This window comes from Micromonospora sp. NPDC051006, assembly GCF_044456245.1.
Lineage (GTDB): Bacteria > Actinomycetota > Actinomycetes > Mycobacteriales > Micromonosporaceae > Micromonospora.
In genome coordinates this window covers 15,168-31,053 of sequence record NZ_JBITFP010000038.1, presented here as the reverse complement: position 1 = coordinate 31,053, position 15,886 = coordinate 15,168, and the positions used below count along the sequence as shown (strand labels likewise).

Annotated in this window: 14 protein-coding genes and 2 tRNA genes; 11 read left to right on the top strand and 5 right to left on the bottom strand. The window is 72.7% G+C overall.

Features of this window, described 5'->3' with window-relative positions:
- Positions 1 to 88 precede the first annotated feature (88 nt).
- Positions 89 to 622, top strand: coding sequence for a M48 family metallopeptidase (locus tag ACIBBA_RS32710; protein ID WP_396702639.1), 534 nt, complete (start codon positions 89 to 91; stop codon positions 620 to 622).
- A gap of 109 nt (positions 623 to 731) precedes the next feature.
- The gene (locus ACIBBA_RS32705; protein ID WP_396702637.1) at positions 732 to 1,340 is read left to right on the top strand and encodes a hypothetical protein; all 609 of its coding nucleotides are present in this window, start codon (positions 732 to 734) and stop codon (positions 1,338 to 1,340) included.
- 211 nt (positions 1,341 to 1,551) lie between these two features.
- Here ACIBBA_RS32705 and ACIBBA_RS32700 read toward each other — a convergent pair whose 3' ends face one another.
- Entirely contained in the window at positions 1,552 to 2,844 is a 1,293-nt protein-coding gene (locus ACIBBA_RS32700; RefSeq protein WP_396702635.1) for a zinc-dependent metalloprotease, read from the bottom strand.
- A 114-nt stretch (positions 2,845 to 2,958) separates the two neighbouring features.
- On the opposite strand from ACIBBA_RS32700, the gene ACIBBA_RS32695 reads away from it, so the two are divergent.
- The 8 genes from ACIBBA_RS32695 to ACIBBA_RS32660 all read left to right on the top strand — a co-directional run bounded on the left by ACIBBA_RS32695 (position 2,959) and on the right by ACIBBA_RS32660 (position 10,443).
- Positions 2,959 to 3,972, top strand: a complete 1,014-nt coding sequence (locus ACIBBA_RS32695; protein WP_396702633.1) for a PDZ domain-containing protein — start codon at positions 2,959 to 2,961, stop codon at positions 3,970 to 3,972.
- Between the two features lie 127 nt (positions 3,973 to 4,099).
- Positions 4,100 to 7,105, top strand: a complete 3,006-nt coding sequence (locus tag ACIBBA_RS32690) for a UPF0182 family protein (protein WP_396702631.1) — start codon at positions 4,100 to 4,102, stop codon at positions 7,103 to 7,105.
- Positions 7,106 to 7,296: 191 nt separating this feature from the next.
- Positions 7,297 to 7,806: a SigE family RNA polymerase sigma factor gene (locus ACIBBA_RS32685; protein WP_350871601.1), complete on the top strand. Its 510-nt coding sequence runs from the start codon at positions 7,297 to 7,299 to the stop codon at positions 7,804 to 7,806.
- Positions 7,796 to 8,713: a hypothetical protein gene (locus ACIBBA_RS32680; protein WP_396702629.1), complete on the top strand. Its 918-nt coding sequence runs from the start codon at positions 7,796 to 7,798 to the stop codon at positions 8,711 to 8,713. Before ACIBBA_RS32685 ends, ACIBBA_RS32680 begins: the two co-directional genes overlap by 11 nt.
- Before the next feature lie 89 nt (positions 8,714 to 8,802).
- Positions 8,803 to 8,876: transfer RNA gene (locus tag ACIBBA_RS32675), tRNA-Met, on the top strand.
- A 411-nt stretch (positions 8,877 to 9,287) separates the two neighbouring features.
- Positions 9,288 to 9,361 (top strand) — tRNA-Met (locus ACIBBA_RS32670).
- 119 nt (positions 9,362 to 9,480) lie between these two features.
- Positions 9,481 to 10,038: a hypothetical protein gene (locus ACIBBA_RS32665; protein ID WP_396702627.1), complete on the top strand. Its 558-nt coding sequence runs from the start codon at positions 9,481 to 9,483 to the stop codon at positions 10,036 to 10,038.
- Positions 10,039 to 10,194: 156 nt separating this feature from the next.
- The gene (locus tag ACIBBA_RS32660) at positions 10,195 to 10,443 is read left to right on the top strand and encodes a hypothetical protein (protein WP_396702625.1); all 249 of its coding nucleotides are present in this window, start codon (positions 10,195 to 10,197) and stop codon (positions 10,441 to 10,443) included.
- A 17-nt stretch (positions 10,444 to 10,460) separates the two neighbouring features.
- Here the strand turns inward: ACIBBA_RS32660 and ACIBBA_RS32655 are convergent, their stop codons facing one another.
- A complete protein-coding gene (locus ACIBBA_RS32655) occupies positions 10,461 to 11,795 on the bottom strand; it encodes an ABC transporter substrate-binding protein (protein WP_396702623.1) in 1,335 nt (444 codons plus the stop codon).
- A 168-nt stretch (positions 11,796 to 11,963) separates the two neighbouring features.
- Here ACIBBA_RS32655 and ACIBBA_RS32650 point away from each other — a divergent pair, with 168 nt between their 5' ends.
- Positions 11,964 to 12,797 carry a phosphoribosylaminoimidazolesuccinocarboxamide synthase gene (locus tag ACIBBA_RS32650; RefSeq protein ID WP_350871609.1) on the top strand — a complete coding sequence of 278 codons (834 nt, stop codon included), beginning with the start codon at positions 11,964 to 11,966 and terminating at the stop codon, positions 12,795 to 12,797.
- Positions 12,798 to 12,839: 42 nt separating this feature from the next.
- On the opposite strand, the gene ACIBBA_RS32645 is transcribed toward ACIBBA_RS32650, so the two are convergent.
- The 3 genes from ACIBBA_RS32645 to glpK form a co-directional block, all read right to left on the bottom strand.
- Positions 12,840 to 13,562 (bottom strand): acetate uptake transporter family protein, encoded by a 723-nt coding sequence (locus ACIBBA_RS32645; RefSeq protein WP_396702621.1) that lies wholly within the window; start codon positions 13,560 to 13,562, stop codon positions 12,840 to 12,842.
- A 220-nt stretch (positions 13,563 to 13,782) separates the two neighbouring features.
- Positions 13,783 to 14,304: a pyridoxamine 5'-phosphate oxidase family protein gene (locus ACIBBA_RS32640; protein WP_396702619.1), complete on the bottom strand. Its 522-nt coding sequence runs from the start codon at positions 14,302 to 14,304 to the stop codon at positions 13,783 to 13,785.
- A 3-nt stretch (positions 14,305 to 14,307) separates the two neighbouring features.
- Complete coding sequence (gene glpK / locus ACIBBA_RS32635) at positions 14,308 to 15,792, bottom strand: glycerol kinase GlpK (protein ID WP_396702617.1); 1,485 nt, start codon at positions 15,790 to 15,792, stop codon at positions 14,308 to 14,310.
- Between the last annotated feature and the right edge of the window lie 94 nt (positions 15,793 to 15,886).

Below are 15,886 nucleotides of genomic sequence, written 5' to 3'. Positions count from 1 at the left end.
GCGTGTCGCGGGGTTGACCCTTCCGACCCCTGGTCACTACGCAGTAGCTTTCCCTCGTGGCAGCAAATCGAGGCTGCGCGGGTCTGTGATGGCAGGGGCGCGCAAGCCGGTCGTCGAGGTGCGGCGCAGCCAGCGCCGGCGACGTACGGTGTCCGCCTACCGCGACGGTGAGCGGGTCGTCGTCCTGATTCCCGACCAGTTCTCCCGGGCCGAGGAGAGCGAGTGGGTCGACCGCATGCTGGCCCGGCTCGCCGCCCGGGAAGGGCGGCTGGCCCGCTCCGACGCCGAGCTGCTCGGCCGGGCCAACCGACTGATCAACGCCTACCTCGCCGAATACGGCCGGCAGGCCGTGCCGGCGAGCGTCCGGTGGGTGACCAACCAGAACGGCCGCTGGGGCTCCTGCACGCCGGCGGACCGGAGCATCCGGATCTCGCACCGGGTGCAGGACATGCCCGACTGGGTGATCGACTACGTGCTGCTCCACGAGCTGGCCCATCTCATCGTGCCCAGCCACAACGCCGCGTTCTGGGCCCTGGTCGGCCGGTACCCCCGTGCGGAGCGGGCCCGCGGCTACCTGGAGGGCGTCGCCGCGGCGGCCTGCGTCCCCGCCCTGGCCGACTGAGCAGCCCTCCGGGCCCGGCCCGCATCCGGTCCAACACGGCTTGACCGGGTCTCGCGGTCGGAGGGCGACGGCCGGAGTGATTTCGGCGGGGGAGGGTTAGGGTCGGGGAATGGTGCGGCGGGTGGTGGTGGCGTTGCTCGGGCCGGTGACGTGGGCGCCGCCCGGCATCGAGCCGGGGCGGTGGCGGCACGCGCTCGCCGAGGACACCGTCGACCTGCTCGCCATGCTGAACGAGGTGGACACCGCGGTGGCCGTCACCCCGGCCGACCGGTCGCTCGCCGACGCGGTGACCTGGCCGGACATGGCCGTCTACGAGGTGCCGGAACCCACGCCGAACGCCGTCTTCGCGGCGCTGACCGGGTACGACCAGGCGGCCGTGATCGCCGCCGACGCGCCTGACCTGCCCGGCCTCACCATCGGCAAGCTGCTCCGCCCGCTGACCAGCCGCCCGGTCGCGGTCGCGCCGGCCGAGGGAGTCGGGCCCGGGCTGCTCGGCGTCGCCGCACGGCTGCCCGTACCCGACTGGTTGCCCGTGATCGACCTGGACCGGTCGTTGCCCACGACGGTCCGCGCCGCCGCCCCGCGCCCCAACGACCTCTCGGTCACCCCGGCGTGGCGTCGACTGCGCGGCCCGGTCGACCTGGCCGCTCTCGACCCGGCGGTGGAGGGCTGGGAGACCACTCGCGCGCTGCTCTCCGGGGCCGGCCAGCCGGGCTGACCCGCCGAACAGCGAGCCCGTCGATCCGCCGAACGTGATCGACTCGCCCGCTTGGAAGTCGGGGTGACCGAGCCCGCAGACACCCCGACATCCAGGAACGCGAGCCGATCTTGCGCGACTGGTTGGCGGATCAGCCGTGAAGCCGGCTGATCGGGCGGACAGCGAACCGGCCGGCACCGCCTGGAAGCGGTGCCGGCCGGTCGGGGGAGGGTCAGGAGCGGCTGTCGCCGTCGGTGTCGTCCGGTCGCTCCGGCCCGCCCGGCGCCTGCTCCTCCGGGCCGCCGGGCGCGGTGAAGTCGAAGGTCTCCAGCTCACCGAGGTCGAGCTGGGCCATCGCGAAGGCCACCGGATCGGCGAAGTCGTCCTCGGAGGGGAGCAGATCCGGGTGGCCCCAGAGCGCGTCCCGGCCGGCGATGCCGCGGTGCTCGGTGAGCGCGGCCCAGAGCGCCGCCGCCTCGCGCAGCCGGCGCGGACGCAGTTCCAGGCCGACCAGGGCGGCGAACGTCTGCTCGGCGGGGCCGCCCGCGGCGCGGCGGCGCCGGAACGCCTCGGCCAGGCGCACCACGTTGGGCAGCCGGTCGCTGGCGGCGCTGTCCACCACGTGGCAGACCCACCCCTCGACCAGCGCCAACGCGGTCTCCAGCCGGGCCAGCGACGCCTTCTGTGCCGGGGTGTCCTCCGGGGTGAAGATGCCCTCCAGGGCGATCGCCTGCATCGACTCCGGATCGGTCGGGTCGACCCGGCCCATCGCCTCCTCGATCGCCTCCCGGTTGACCCGGATGCCCGAGGCGTACATCTCCACCGCGCTGAGCACGTGCCCGCGCAGCCACGGCACGTGCTGGAAGAGCCGTTGGTGGGCGGCCTCGCGCAGGGAGACGTAGAGGCGGACCTCGTCCTCCGGCAGCTCCAGGCCCTCGCCGTACGCCCGGATGTTGGCCGGAATGAGCGCGGCGGTGCCGGCCGGACCGAGCGGCAGCCCGATGTCGCCGGCGGAGAGCACCTCGGCGGCGAGCGAGCCGAGGGCCTGGCCGAGCTGACCGCCGAAGAGGGCGCCACCGAGGGTGGCCACCATCGACTGCATCGGGCCGAGCTGGGCCCGGGCCTCCGGCGGCACCAGGTCGCCCATCGCGCCCACCATCCGGCTGGCCACCGGGTCGCAGAGCTTCCGCCAGACGTCGAGCGTCTTGTAGATCCACTCGTTCCGGTTCCAGGCCACCGAGGTCTGGATCCCGGACGGCAGGGCGGACGCCGGTTCGAGCCACAGGTCGGCGAGGCGCAGCGCCTCTTCCACCGCGTTGCGCTCGTAGGGCGAGACCGCCGGGTCGCCCGCGGCGGCGAGCTGGCTCGCCGCTACCTGCCGGGCCAGGTCCCAGTTGACCGGCCCGCTGCCCGGCGAGGAGAGCAGGTGCTGCAACTGCGACATGAACTGCTGCATCTGCGCCGGGTCGTTGGGGTCTGGTGGCTGCCCACCCGGGAGCGCGAAACCGAACGGAATATCAGGCACGAGCTCTACGGTACGCGCGCCACGCCCCAGGTCGTGTCGCTGGCGTTGCGCTGAGGGCGAAGTCGTTCCCGCGGGTTGCCGGAGCGGCGCCGCCCGGTCGGTACGCTCTGCCGCATGAGACGTCGCGGCCTGACCGTCCTGCTCGGTGCCCTGTTCACCGCCCTGCTCAGCATCGGTGTGCTCGGTGCGCCGATCCCGTACGTGGTGCTCGGCCCCGGGCCGACGGTGAACACTCTCGGCACCGAGAAGGGTAAGGAGGTCATCCAGGTCAGCGGCCGGGCGACCTCCACCTCGGCCGGGCAGTTGCGGCTCACCACGGTCGGCGTGCAGCCCTCGGTCAAGCTCCGCTCGGCCATCGCCGGCTGGTTCTCCAAGGACGAGGCGGTGGTGCCTCGGGAGCTGATCTACCCGCCGGGTGAGTCGCAGGAGCAGGTCGAGCAGCGCAACGCCGAGGACTTCGCCGCCTCGCAGACCAGCGCGGAGACCGCCGCGCTGCGGGAGCTGGGCTTCCCGGTGCAGGTCGTGGTGAAGACGGTGGCCGCGGACGGCCCGGCGGCAGGGGTGCTCAAGCCCGGCGACGTGCTCACGTCGGTCGACGGCCAGCCGGTGCCGGTCGCCGCCCGGCTCACCGAACTGATCCGGGCCAAGCCGGCCGGCAGCGCGCTGACCATCGGCTACACCCGCGTCGGTGCGCCGGCGACCGCCCAGGTCACCAGCCGGGAACAGGACGCCCGGCCACGGATCGGCGTCGAGATCGAGCAGCAGCAGCCGCACCCGTTCAACCTCAGCATCGCCCTGGAGGACATCGGCGGGCCGAGCGCCGGCCTGATGTTCGCGCTCGGCATCGTGGACAAGCTGACCCCCGCGGACCTGACTGGCGGCGCAGTGATCGCCGGCACCGGCACCATCGACGACGAGGGGAAGGTCGGCCCGATCGGCGGGATCGCGCAGAAGCTGGTCGGCGCGAAGCACGCCGGGGCGAAGGTCTTCCTGGTGCCGGCGGACAACTGCGCCGAGGCCGTTCGCAACCCGCAGCCGGACCTGCCGCTGCTCAAGGTCGGCTCGCTGGACGAGGCGCTCACCGCTCTCGAGACGCTGCGCGCCGGCGGTCAGCCGACCCGCTGCTGAGGCTGGCGGCAGGGGGTCGGACACAATGCGTGGCGATGCCGCGTGACCGTGGGCCGCCGCATTCAGGAACACCCCGTACTCTGGGTGCCTGGTCGGAGCCGATCACATCGAGCGTGCGGAGCCAACAGTGGTCATGCGTAGCGGCAGCCCCCTGCCGAGGATGAGTAGGCGCGGTCGCGTCACGATCGCCGTCCTGGTCGGGGTGTTCGTGCTCTTCACCCTGCTCGGCTGGGGTGTGCAGGCCTGGACGGACTGGCTCTGGTTCGACGAGGTCAACTTCACCGAGGTCTTCACCGGGGTGCTCGTCACCCGGTTGCTGCTCTTCCTCACCGTCGGCCTCGCCATGGCGGTGGTCGTCGGCGGCAACCTCTGGCTGGCCCACCGGATGCGCCCGCGGCTGCGCCCGCACTCGGTCGAGCAGGCCACCCTGGAGCGTTACCGGATGGCGCTCGGCCCGCGACTCGGCCTCTGGATAACCCTCGTCGCCGGCGTCGTCGGCCTCTTCGCCGGTCTCTCCGCACAGAGCCGGTGGAACCAGTGGCTGCTCTTCCGCAACGGCGGCGACTTCGGGGTGAAGGACCCGGAGTTCGGGGTGGACGTCGGCTTCTACGTCTTCCAGCTGCCGTTCTGGCGCTATCTGCTCGGCGTCGCCTTCACCGCGGTGGTGCTGGCCGTGGTCGGCGCGCTCGCCGTGCACTACATCTTCGGCGGGGTCCGGCTGCAGGGCGTCGGCGACCGGATGACCAATGCCGCACGGGCCCACCTGAGCACGCTGGTCGCGGTCTTCGTCCTGCTCAAGGCGGTCGCGTACGTGCTGGACCGGCGGGCCATGCTGCTCGAGTACAACGAGGGCGCCAAGCTCTACGGCGCCGGCTACGCCGACGTCAACGCGCTGCTGCCGGCGAAGGAGATCCTCGCCTACATCTCCATCGTGGTGGCGATCGCGATCCTCGTCTTCTCCAACGCCTGGATGCGCAACCTGGTCTGGCCCGGCATCTCGCTCGCCCTGCTCGGCGTCTCCGCGGTCGCGATCGGCGGCATCTACCCGTGGGCCGTGCAGACCTTCGAGGTGAAGCCGAGCGCCAAGGAGAAGGAGGCGCCGTTCATCCAGCGCAGCATCGACGCGACCCGGACGGCGTTCAGCCTGCAGGCCACGAAGACCACGCCGTACGCGGCGAGCAACCTCACCCCGCCGGCCAGCCTGGCCACCGACACCTCGGTGGTGCCGAACGTCCGGCTGCTCGACCCGCAGCTGGTCAGCGAGACGTACACCCAGCTCCAGCAGGTGCGTGGGTTCTACGACTTCGGTCCGAAGCTGGACATCGACCGGTACGGGGTGAACGGCAAGACCTCCGACTACGTGGTCGGCGTCCGCGAGATCAACTACGGCGAGCTGACCGACCAGCAGAACACCTGGATCAACCGGCACACCGTGTACACGCACGGTTACGGCCTGGTGGCGGCTCCGGCGAACCAGGTGGTCTGCGGTGGCCAGCCGTTCTTCGTCTCCGGCTTCCTCGGCGAGAAGACCCAGGAGGCGTGCTCCTCGCAGACCGAGCAGATCCCGGCCACCCAGCCGCGGATCTACTACGGCGAGCGGATGGAGGACGGCGACTACGCGATCGTCGGCCAGCAGGACCCGGAGAAGAAGGCCGAGTTCGACCGTCCGGTCGGTGAGGGCGGCGGCGAGTCCTACACCTACACCGGCACCGGTGGCGTCGAGATCGGCTCGTTCACCCGCCGGCTGCTCTACGCGATCAAGGAGCAGGAGTCGAACTTCCTGCTCTCCGGGGCGGTCAACGAGGACTCGAAGCTGCTCTACGTACGCAACCCGCGGGACCGGGTGGAGAAGGTCGCGCCGTTCCTGACGCTGGACGGCGACCCCTACCCGGCGGTGGTGGGCGGTCGGGTGCAGTGGATCGTCGACGGCTACACCACCGCGGCGACCTACCCGTACGCCGAGCGGGTCAACCTGCGCGAGGAGACCACCGACGAGCTGACCGGGCGGGGCACCTTCCAACTGGCCCGGGAGAACGTCAACTACATCCGCAACTCGGTCAAGGCCACCGTCGACGCCTACGACGGCACCGTCCGGCTCTACGAGTTCGACGAGACCGACCCGGTGCTGAAGGCCTGGAACAAGGCGTTCGGCGGCGACCTGGTGCTGCCGAAGAAGGACATCCCGGCCGACCTGGCCGCCCACTTCCGCTACCCGGCCGACCTGTTCAAGGTGCAGCGCAACCTGCTCACCAAGTTCCACGTGACCAACCCGGGTGACTTCTACTCGGCCCAGGACTTCTGGCAGGTGCCCAACGTGCCGGACGCGCCGGACAGCGGGCAGACGCAGCCGCCGTACTACCTCTTCACCGAGTTCCCGGGTCAGGACGGGCCGCGCTTCCAGCTCACCTCGGCGGTCACCCCGAACGGCCGGCAGAACCTGGCCGCGCTGATCACCGGCTCGTACGTCGACGGGCAGCCACAGCTGGAGGTGCTGGAACTGCCCGACCAGACCCGGATCTCCGGGCCGGTGCAGGTGCACCAGCAGATGACCAACAACGCCAACATCCGGCAGCAACTGAACCTGCTCTCCTCGAACCAGGCCCAGGTGCAGTACGGCAACCTGCTCTCGCTGCCGTTCGGCGACGGGATGCTCTACGTCGAGCCGGTCTATGTGAAGAGCAACCAGCAGGACGCGTATCCGCTGCTGCAGAAGGTGTTGCTCTCCTACGGTGACGGCGGCTCCTTCGTGGCGCTGGCCGACAACATCACCGACGGCATCAAGCAGCTCGTCGAGCAGGGCAAGCGGGCCGCGCCGGGCACCGCGCCGCCGCCGACCACCGGCGGTACTCCGCCGTCGCCCCCCACCGGAGGCGACAACAACCCGCCGCCGCTGACCGGCGAACTGGCCGCCGCGGCGGACCGGGTGCAGGCGGCGATCAGCGAGGTCCGGGCCGCCCAGGCGTCCGGTGACTTCGAGCGGTACGGGCGGGCGCTCAAGGCGCTGGACGAGGCGCTCACCGCCTTCCAGCAGGCTCAGGGACGGGCCACGCCGGCCGCGAGCACCAGCCCGGCCCCCAGCGGCAGCCCACCGGCGTCGCCGAGCGGCAGCCCGCCCGCCGGGTCGGGCGGCTGACCCGCCGCGCCCCCCGGGTAGCTCTCGGAGCCCCCGCCGTCGGACCGCATCCGGTCCCGACGGCGGGGGCTCCGCCATGTCCGGCCGGCACGCCCGTCTGTCGCCCTTCCGACCGGGGCCGAGCAGCCCGCAACCGCGGGCACCGGTGCGCCGTCCTCACTGCAACGGGGCGCGGACGAGGGGGAACAGTCGTGAGGGACGCGCAGAGCTTCGACGAGTTCTACCGCAGCACCGCCCGGCGGATGCTGCGTTACGGCTACGCGGTCACCGGCGACCACACCGAGGCGCAGGATCTCGTGCAGGAGGCGTACGCCCGAGCCTGGCGGCAGTGGGGGACGCTTTCGGCGCACCCGGCGCCGGAGGCGTGGCTGCGACTGGTGGTCGCCCGGCTGGCGACCGACCGGTGGCGGCACCTGCACCGCTGGCGTGGGGTGCTGAGCCGGACCGGACCGCCGGCTACCGCGCCCCCGCCGAGCGAGGACGGGGTGTTGCTCGTCCGCGCACTGCGGCAGTTGCCGACCGCCCAGCGGCAGGCTCTGGCCCTGCACTACCTCTTCGACATGCCGGTGGAGGAGATCGCCCGGGAGACCGGGGTCGCCGTCGGCACCGTGAAGTCCTGGCTGTCCCGGGGCCGCGCCCGGCTCGCCGCGCTACTGCCCGACCTCTCCACCGTGGAGCTGGAGGCGAACGATGTCACCTGAACTCTCCGACCTCTACCGGTCGCTCACCGCCACCGCCGACGGCCAGGAGTTGGCCCACCCCGAGCTGGTCCGGCGGCGCGCCGACCGTCGGGCCCGCGTCCGGGTCGCCGGGACCGCGCTCGTGGTTGCGCTGCTGCTCGGCGGGGTGGCCGCCGGCGGTCGGCTGGTGTTCTCGGCGGACGGTCCCACGCCGCTGCCGCCGCCCGCCGACACCCCCGGACCGGTGCCGACCAGCCCGGCACCCCGCCCGTCCGCGTCGCCGTCGGCCTCGACGCCGGTGCCGAGCAGGCCGAGTGGTGCGCCGTCGACGGCACCGACCAGCGCCGCGCCGACCCGCCGCCAGCCCACCTCGATCCCGGACCGGGCGTTCTTCGTCCTGGCGGCCGCGAACCGGACGGGCCTGGAGACGGCGCTCGCGACGCCGTTGCTGCCGACGCTCTGCGCGGCCCGCTATCCCAGCGAGTCCGCGGTGGTGCAGCGCCGCGCCCGCAACCTGGCCTACAAGCTGGCGAGCACGCCCCGGGGGAACGTGCCGGACGGCAGCTACATGCACAGCATCACCATCTACCGGCCGGGTCGCGCCGACGACGTGCTGCGGGAGCTGCGGCAGGCCGTCCGCGACTGCCCTCGGCAGGGGCCCGACGAGACCGGGGTGACCTGGCGGCAGCGGCTGCTGGACCCGGGGGAGTACGGGGACGAGTCGGTGCTGTTCGAGATGCGGGCGCCGTACCCGGAGGGCATGGGCGAACCGGGTGACGACCAGGTCCGGTTGGTCCGGGCGGTGCGCATCGGTGACGTGGTGACGGTGCTCTGGGAGCAGGGCTGGGAGAACACCTCCGCCGAGCGCGCCCAGGTCGACGCCGACAGCCGCCGGGCGGTGCGGGCGATCGAGGACTGGCTCGACTGACTGCGGCCCAGGTCAACCGGGTCGGCGGCGGTGGGACGGGAGGTCGTTTTGCGGCGCCCCGGGTCGGTGCGCTACGGTTACTCAGCCGACGCGGGGTGGAGCAGCTCGGTAGCTCGCTGGGCTCATAACCCAGAGGTCGCAGGTTCAAATCCTGTCCCCGCTACGAGAGAAACACCGCTCAACAGCCCGTCCCCGATAAACCGGGGGCGGGCTGTTTGCTGTTGGTCCCGAACCGGGTCCCGCGCCCGCATACCGTCAGGCGCAGCCGGCTACCGGTCGCGGGTTCGTCAGCACGCGAGTCGACCACCCTGACCCCCGGCCGTCGAGAATGGACCGCGACCGTGTCGTGCCACCGGGGACGGCGCGGGCCCTTCACCCCGGGCGACGGTCGGACGACGCGGCCCCGCCCCGGAGGTCCGACTCAGGGCCCGTATCCCGGTCGGCCGGGGCGCCGTCTCGCTGCGGGGCCGGGCACCCGCCGGTCCGGCATCGGGGGTCGTCCGGACCCCGGTCCGGGCGAATAAGTGGGCCTGCGGATCTCGGTCGACGGCGTGGGGTAGAGTAGAGCTACCGACGCGGGGTGGAGCAGCTCGGTAGCTCGCTGGGCTCATAACCCAGAGGTCGCAGGTTCAAATCCTGTCCCCGCTACGAAAGAGAAGAACCCGGGTCCCGACATGGGGCCCGGGTTCTTCCGTTCCCGGCTCTGACGGGGCGGCGGGCGGACGATCGTGGCGCGTACGGTGTGGGCCGACCCGAAGGAGATTCGGATGGCCGTCCGACCGCGGCGCAAGCCCAACCACGTGCGATTCTTCGCCCTGTTCATCGGGCTGATAGTCGTCGGCGTCGGCGCCGTCTACGGGATCCACTGGGCGGCGAACCCGTGGGCCCTGGCCCTGCCGGGCAAGCCGGCACTGACGGGCTACTGGCAGGGCGTCGTGCCGTACGGGCCCGGCGACGAGCGGCGGATCGTCCTGCACCTGGCCGACGACCAACCCAGCGCGACCGACCGCTGCGGCGACTGCCCGGATCTTCAGGGCGCCTTCAAGGTCTGCCACGGGCCCGAGGTCGAGAGGTACGAGGTCTGGGGGGACCCGAGCAACTATCTCGGGACCCGCTTCTCGCTGCACACCCGTCCGGACGTTGAGCGGTCCGGGCCGAGACTGAACGAGTTCGACGGCGACTGGGACGCCGACCTGCTCCGGATCCGGACGTCCCTCACCACGTTCGCCGCCGACGGCGTGCTCGCCGGATCCGGTTCACCGACGGCTTCGTTCGAGATGACCCGTGCTGGCGAGGCCGACTTCGACGACCCTTCGTGCGGGTGACGCGCCCGGGCTGGACCGCGTCAGGAGCGTCCGGCCTGGGCGATTTCGCGCCGGTCATCCCTCGGCGGTGGGCTTCGGGGTTGTCATCCGCCCGCCGTCCCGCGCGTTACGGTCCACCGTGCTGCCGTGTTTGCGTTTCTCGGCGAGGATGTGGGCATGTCTTCTTTCGGTAAGTGGTGGGGCCGGCTCGGCGCGGTCCTCAGTACGGTGGTGCTCGCGGTGTTCGTACCGGCGGCGGCGTGGGCGTCGAGCGGGACCGGTGAGCTGGTGGTGGAGGCGGCCCGGCGCCGGTCGCGCGGTGGCTTCGGCTTCATAGGTCTGCTCTGCTGCGCCGTAGTGGTCGTGGTGGTCGTGCTGCTGCTCCTGCGCATGATGCGCAACCGCCGCGGTGGTCCGCCGCGCTGACCCGCGGTGGGCGTCGGTCATCCCGTGAGCGCGGCGTCGGCCTCGGCGAGGAAGCGGGTCGCCGCCGCGCGGGCACCGACCCCACCCGATCGGACGCTCTCGGCGGCGGCGACGAGCAGGGTGCGGACCCGGGCGTGCCCCTTGGGCGGCGGGACGGGGGCCGGTCCGATGGCCGTGCCGAGGCTGGTGCCGAGGGCGGCTGCGCGCTGCTGGGCCCGGTCGGTGAGGCTGCCCTCGAGGGCACGCCGGACGGGCTGGCTCGGGCTGAGCCCCCGCTCGTGGCCGAGGATGGCGCCCGCCTCGCCGTTGTTGGTCAGAAAGTTGATCACGTCGACCGCCACGTCGGGGTGCCGGCTGCCACGGAAGACCGCCCAGTACATCGACGCCCGGGCCCACTGGGCGGCGGGGGAGCCGGGGAAGCCGGCCAGCCCCAGCTCCGCCTTGGTCAGGCGTTGCAGCTCGGGCAGCTGGTGTGACCAGGCGAAGGACGCCGCGGTCAGCCCGGAGACCACCAACTGCCGGGCCGGTTCGCCACTGTCGGCCTGCTCGACGAGCGCGGCGGCCGGGGTGGCCCGTCCGGCGCGGGCACGCCGCCACAGGTCGAACCAGCTGACCAGCTCGCCGGTGCCGAAGCCCAGCTGCCGGCCGCGGTAGAGCTCCGCGCTCTGCCCGCGCAGCCAGAGCCAGAGCGCCCGGTAGTCGCCGGACGGATCCATGGTGCCGGCGACGCGCCCCTGGCTGGCTCGGGTGACCTGCTCGGACCAGCCGATGTACTGGGCCCAGGACATCCCGGTGCGGGGCTCGGGCAGCCGTAGTTCGCGTAGCAGGTCCCGGTTGAAGACCACCGCCGCAGCCGTCTGCCCGCCGGCCACGGCCATCGTCCGGCCGTCGACCTGGCCGTAGCGGACCAGCCCGTCGGGCAGGCCGGTCAGGTCGAGCCGGCTCTGGGCGACGTGGTCGCTGAGGTCGAGGAGGATCTCGCGCTGGGTGTACTCGCTCAGCACGCTGTCGTCCAGCTGGATGAGGTCGGGCGGATTGCCGCCGACGGCCTGGGTGGCCAGCCGGTCGTAGTAGCCGTCGACGCCCTGCCAGGTGACCCGGAAGCTGACTCGGGGGTTGCGCTCGCTGTAGAGACGCAGCGCCCGTTCGGTCAGCTCCGCCCGCTTGGCGCTGCCCCACCAGAAGACCGACAGCACGACCGGCTCGTCGCGGGTCTCGGTGGCGGCCGGGCCGGTGCTGCACCCGGTGAGTCCGCCGGCGGCGAGGACCGGTGCCCCGAGCAGCGCGGCGAGCATCCGCCGCCGGCCCGGATCGGGGCCGGGGCCGGAAAGCGACGGTCGGGCAGTGGGCACGCGGAACTCCTGTCACCTGCCGAAGGCGGACGGTCGGCTCATTCACGCAGGCACCGCCCGAGGGTGTCAACGTCCGTCCGGCCACAGGCCGGGTCGCACAGACGTACGCATCGATGGCCTCGGCCACCCCTGCCGGGCGTACGCGGGCGACATGGTGTACTTGGCCGCGTGGAACTTCTGCACTCGGGCAAGGTCCGGGACGTCTACGCCGACGGCGACGACCTGATCCTGGTCGCCTCGGACCGGATCTCGATCTACGACGTGGCGCTGCCGACGCCGATCCCGGACAAGGGGCGCCTGCTCACCGCGCTCTCGCTCTGGTGGTTCGAGCAGCTCTCCGACGTGGTGCCGAACCACGTCATCTCGGCCACCGACGTCCCGGCGGAGTTCGCCGGCCGGGCGATCCGCTGCCGCCGGCTGGAGATGGTCCCGGTCGAGTGTGTCGCCCGTGGTTACCTCACCGGCGGCGGCCTGCGCGAGTACGAGCGCACCGGAGCGGTCTCCGGCGTACCGCTGCCGCGGGGGCTCGGCGAGGCGTCGATCCTGCCCGAGCCGATCTTCACCCCGTCGAGCAAGGCGCCCGCCGGCGAGCACGACGAGCCGATCACCTTCACCGACGTGGTGGACAAGGTGGGCCAGGCCACCGCCGAGCGGCTGCGGCAGATCACCATCGACATCTACCGGCGCGGCGCCGAGCTGGCCGCCGAGCGGGGCATCCTGGTCGCCGACACGAAGATCGAGCTGGGCTGGGCGCCGGACGGCACCCTGGTCCTCGCCGACGAGCTGCTCACCTCGGACTCGTCGCGGTTCTGGCCGGCCCGGTCGTACCAGCCGGGCCGCACGCAGTTCTCGTACGACAAGCAGTACGTGCGGAACTGGGCCACCGACAGCGGCTGGAACAAGCAGGCTCCCGCCCCGGACATGCCGGCCGAGGTGGTCGAGGCGACGCGGGCCCGCTACGTCGACGTCTACGAGACGCTCACCGGCAACCGCTGGGAGTGAGCGTGCGGGCGGGCCGCGCCGCGGCGTCGCCCGCCCGTACGGTCACTGCCCGATCTTGATGCCCGGCTCGCCCGACACGAACTGGATGGCCTGGGGCGGCTGCGCGCCCGGGCGGTGCGGGGCGCGCAGCATGCCGATCGGCAGGACCGCCCGACCGTAGGTGGCCTCCAGCAGCATCGCCGTCGCGGTGTACCAGGCCACCACGGCCGAGGCGATGAAGAAGTAGGCGCCGAGTGTCCGCCAGCCCGAGATGTCGGCGAGCTGGCCGATCGCCTGGGCGGTGGCGCCGGCGGCGAGCGCGATCAGGGTCAGGGCGAGGCTGACGTTCTTCGCGAGGGCGGCCAGCGCGCCGGACCAGGTGATCGCCGCGAGGGCGATGAACCAGTAGCCGAGCGCCACGAAGGGGGTCGGCGGAGTCAGCGCCCCGAGCGCCACCAGCAGGAAGAGCACCCCGTAGGCCAGCCAGAAGGCACCCCAGATCCCGTGCATCGCGGTGGCCAGGCCGTCGCGGGCCCGGTAGGCCCACATTCCGGCCAGGAACTGCGCGAGACCACCCGTGAACGCGGCGAACGGAAAGAGGAAGGCCGGCGTGTTCGTGTCGCCGTACCAGCCCGCCAGGTTCGTGGCCACGACGAAGGTGGCGGCGGCGAAGCCGAACAGGCCCAGGATGGACGGCGGGGCAACCGGCTGCAATGAGATCTGTGCGTGGTTTCGCCAGAATTCGAACTCGCCGTCCTGGGACGGCGTGTTGGCCATGCGTGGCATCTGAGCCTCCTCTTCCCGGCGGCGTCGCCCGGACGGCCGAGCGGTAGGCGAACGGCTACCCGGTGCGCGCGGTCCCACACCCGGACCGGCCGGAGGCTCACCGGCCGCCGCTGGGCGTGGATGAGCAGGCCCGAGCACGGCGGGCCGCCGGCCTGCCGACCGAGCGGCTGCCCGCCGGTCAGGACGCCGGCCGGCGCGGTCAGGACGCCGGCGGGCGCGGTCAGGACGCCGGCGGGCGCCGCCAGAACTGGCGGGGGGCGTACCCCTCGCGCCGCAGCCAGTGCTCGGTGTAGACGATCCGGTCGGCCTCGACCACCACCAGCGGCCCGTCGGGCGGCTCGTCCAGGCCGCGCGACCGCTCGACATGATCCGACTGCCAGCGCACCGCCGGCCAGTAGTGGGCGAAGAGCTCGTCGTCCGGGGTCAGCACCCGGGCCCGCCCGAACACCTGCGCGCCGCGACTGCTGGCCTGCCCGACGAGCGGCGCGAACACCCCGATCGACACCCGGGGGTCGGCGGCGATGTTGCGCATCTTCGGCGTGCCCGCCGCGGCGGTGAACAGCAGCGCGAAGTCGAGGTGGAAGTAGCGCACCGGCGTGGCCAGTGGGCCGCCCGGGCCCGCGGTGGCCAGCACGCACATGTTCTGCGACGACAACAGGTTGAGGATGCGCTCACCGAGCCGCTCCGGGTCGAGCCGTCCGGTCGGGCTCGGCCCCGCCAGCCAGGGATTCGTCACCGGCACGGCTCACTCCGCCCAGTCGAGGGTGCGCTGCACGGCCTTGCGCCAGTTGCGCAGCTCCTCGTCGCGCAGCCCCGGATCCATCGCGGGGGTCCACTCGGCGTCGGAGCGCCAGTGCGCGCGCAGGGTGGCCAGGTCGGGCCAGAAGCCGACGGCCAGGCCGGCGGCGTACGCGGCGCCGAGGCAGGTGGTCTCGGTGATCCGGGGGCGGACTACCGGCACGTCGAGCACGTCGGCGAGGAACTGCATCAGCAGCTCGTTGCCGGTCATCCCACCGTCCACCCGCAGCCGGCGCAGCGCCACGTCGGAGTCGGCGTTCATCGCGTCGACCACCTCCCGGGTCTGCCAGGCCGTGGCCTCCAACGCCGCCCGGGCCAGGTGCCCCTTGGTGATGTAGCCGGTGAGCCCGGCGATCACCCCGCGCGCGTCGCTGCGCCAGTGCGGCGCGAAGAGCCCGGAGAAGGCGGGCACCACGTAGCAGCCGCCGTTGTCCTCGACGGTGCGGGCCAACTCCTCTACCTCGGGCGCGGTGGAGATCAGGCCGAGGTTGTCCCGCAGCCACTGCACCAGTGACCCGGTCACCGCGATCGCCCCCTCCAGAGCATACGTGGCGGGCTGTCCGGCGATGCGGTAGGCGACCGTGGTGAGCAGGCCGTGCGACGAGGCGACCGGGGTCGCCCCGGTGTTCAGCAGCAGGAAGCTGCCGGTGCCGTAGGTGCACTTGGCCTCGCCGGGCTGGAAGCAGGTCTGCCCGAACAGGGCGGCCTGCTGGTCGCCGAGCGCACTGGCCACCGGCACCCCGGCGAGCACCCCGGTGGCCGTGCCGTAGACCTCGGCGGAGCCGCAGATCTGCGGCAGCATCGCGGCTGGCACGCCCATCGCGTCGAGCAGTTCCGCGTCCCAGTCCAGAGTGGTCAGGTCCATCAGCATGGTCCGGCTGGCGTTGGTCACGTCGGTGACGTGCCGGCCGGTCAGCTTCCAGATCAGCCAGCTGTCCATCGTGCCGAAGAGCACCTCGCTGGCCTCGGCCCGGGACCGTAGCCCGTCGACGTGCTCCAGCAGCCAGCGCAGCTTGGGGCCGGCGAAGTAGGTGGCCAGCGGCAGGCCGGTGCGGGACCGGAACAGCTCCTCGCCGTACGCCTCGTCGAGCTCGCGCAGCTGCGGCCCGGTCCGGGTGTCCTGCCAGACGATCGCGTTGGCCACCGGGCGGCCGGTCGCCCGGTCCCAGACCACGGTGGTCTCCCGCTGGTTGGTGATGCCGACCGCGGCCAGCCCGCCCGGGTCGGTGCCGGCGGTCTGCAACGCCTCCCGGACCACCAGCTCGACGTTCGCCCAGATCTCCTCGGCGTCGTGCTCGACCCAGCCGGGGCGGGGGAAGATCTGCCGGTGTTCGCGCTGCGCCACCGAGACGATCGCCCCGGCCCGGTCGAAGACGATGCACCGCGAGGAGGTGGTGCCCTGGTCGATGGCGGCGACGTACTCTCCGGTCACGGCAGCACCGTACCCGCCCCGACGGCGGCGCGCCGACCGCCGGGACGCTCCTCGTGGGTCGGCACGACGCCCGAGCCGCGGCCCGTACGATCTG

Excerpts from the sequence above, each read along its gene's own strand:
- ACIBBA_RS32710 (WP_396702639.1), top strand. The coding sequence starts at position 89 with ATGGCAGGGGCGCGCAAGCCGGTCGTCGAGGTGCGGCGCAGCCAGCGC.
- ACIBBA_RS32705 (WP_396702637.1), top strand. The coding sequence starts at position 732 with ATGGTGCGGCGGGTGGTGGTGGCGTTGCTCGGGCCGGTGACGTGGGCG.
- ACIBBA_RS32695 (WP_396702633.1), top strand. The coding sequence starts at position 2,959 with ATGAGACGTCGCGGCCTGACCGTCCTGCTCGGTGCCCTGTTCACCGCC.
- ACIBBA_RS32680 (WP_396702629.1), top strand. The coding sequence starts at position 7,796 with ATGTCACCTGAACTCTCCGACCTCTACCGGTCGCTCACCGCCACCGCC.
- ACIBBA_RS32665 (WP_396702627.1), top strand. The coding sequence starts at position 9,481 with ATGGCCGTCCGACCGCGGCGCAAGCCCAACCACGTGCGATTCTTCGCC.
- ACIBBA_RS32660 (WP_396702625.1), top strand. The coding sequence starts at position 10,195 with ATGTCTTCTTTCGGTAAGTGGTGGGGCCGGCTCGGCGCGGTCCTCAGT.
- ACIBBA_RS32645 (WP_396702621.1), bottom strand. The coding sequence starts at position 13,562 with ATGCCACGCATGGCCAACACGCCGTCCCAGGACGGCGAGTTCGAATTC.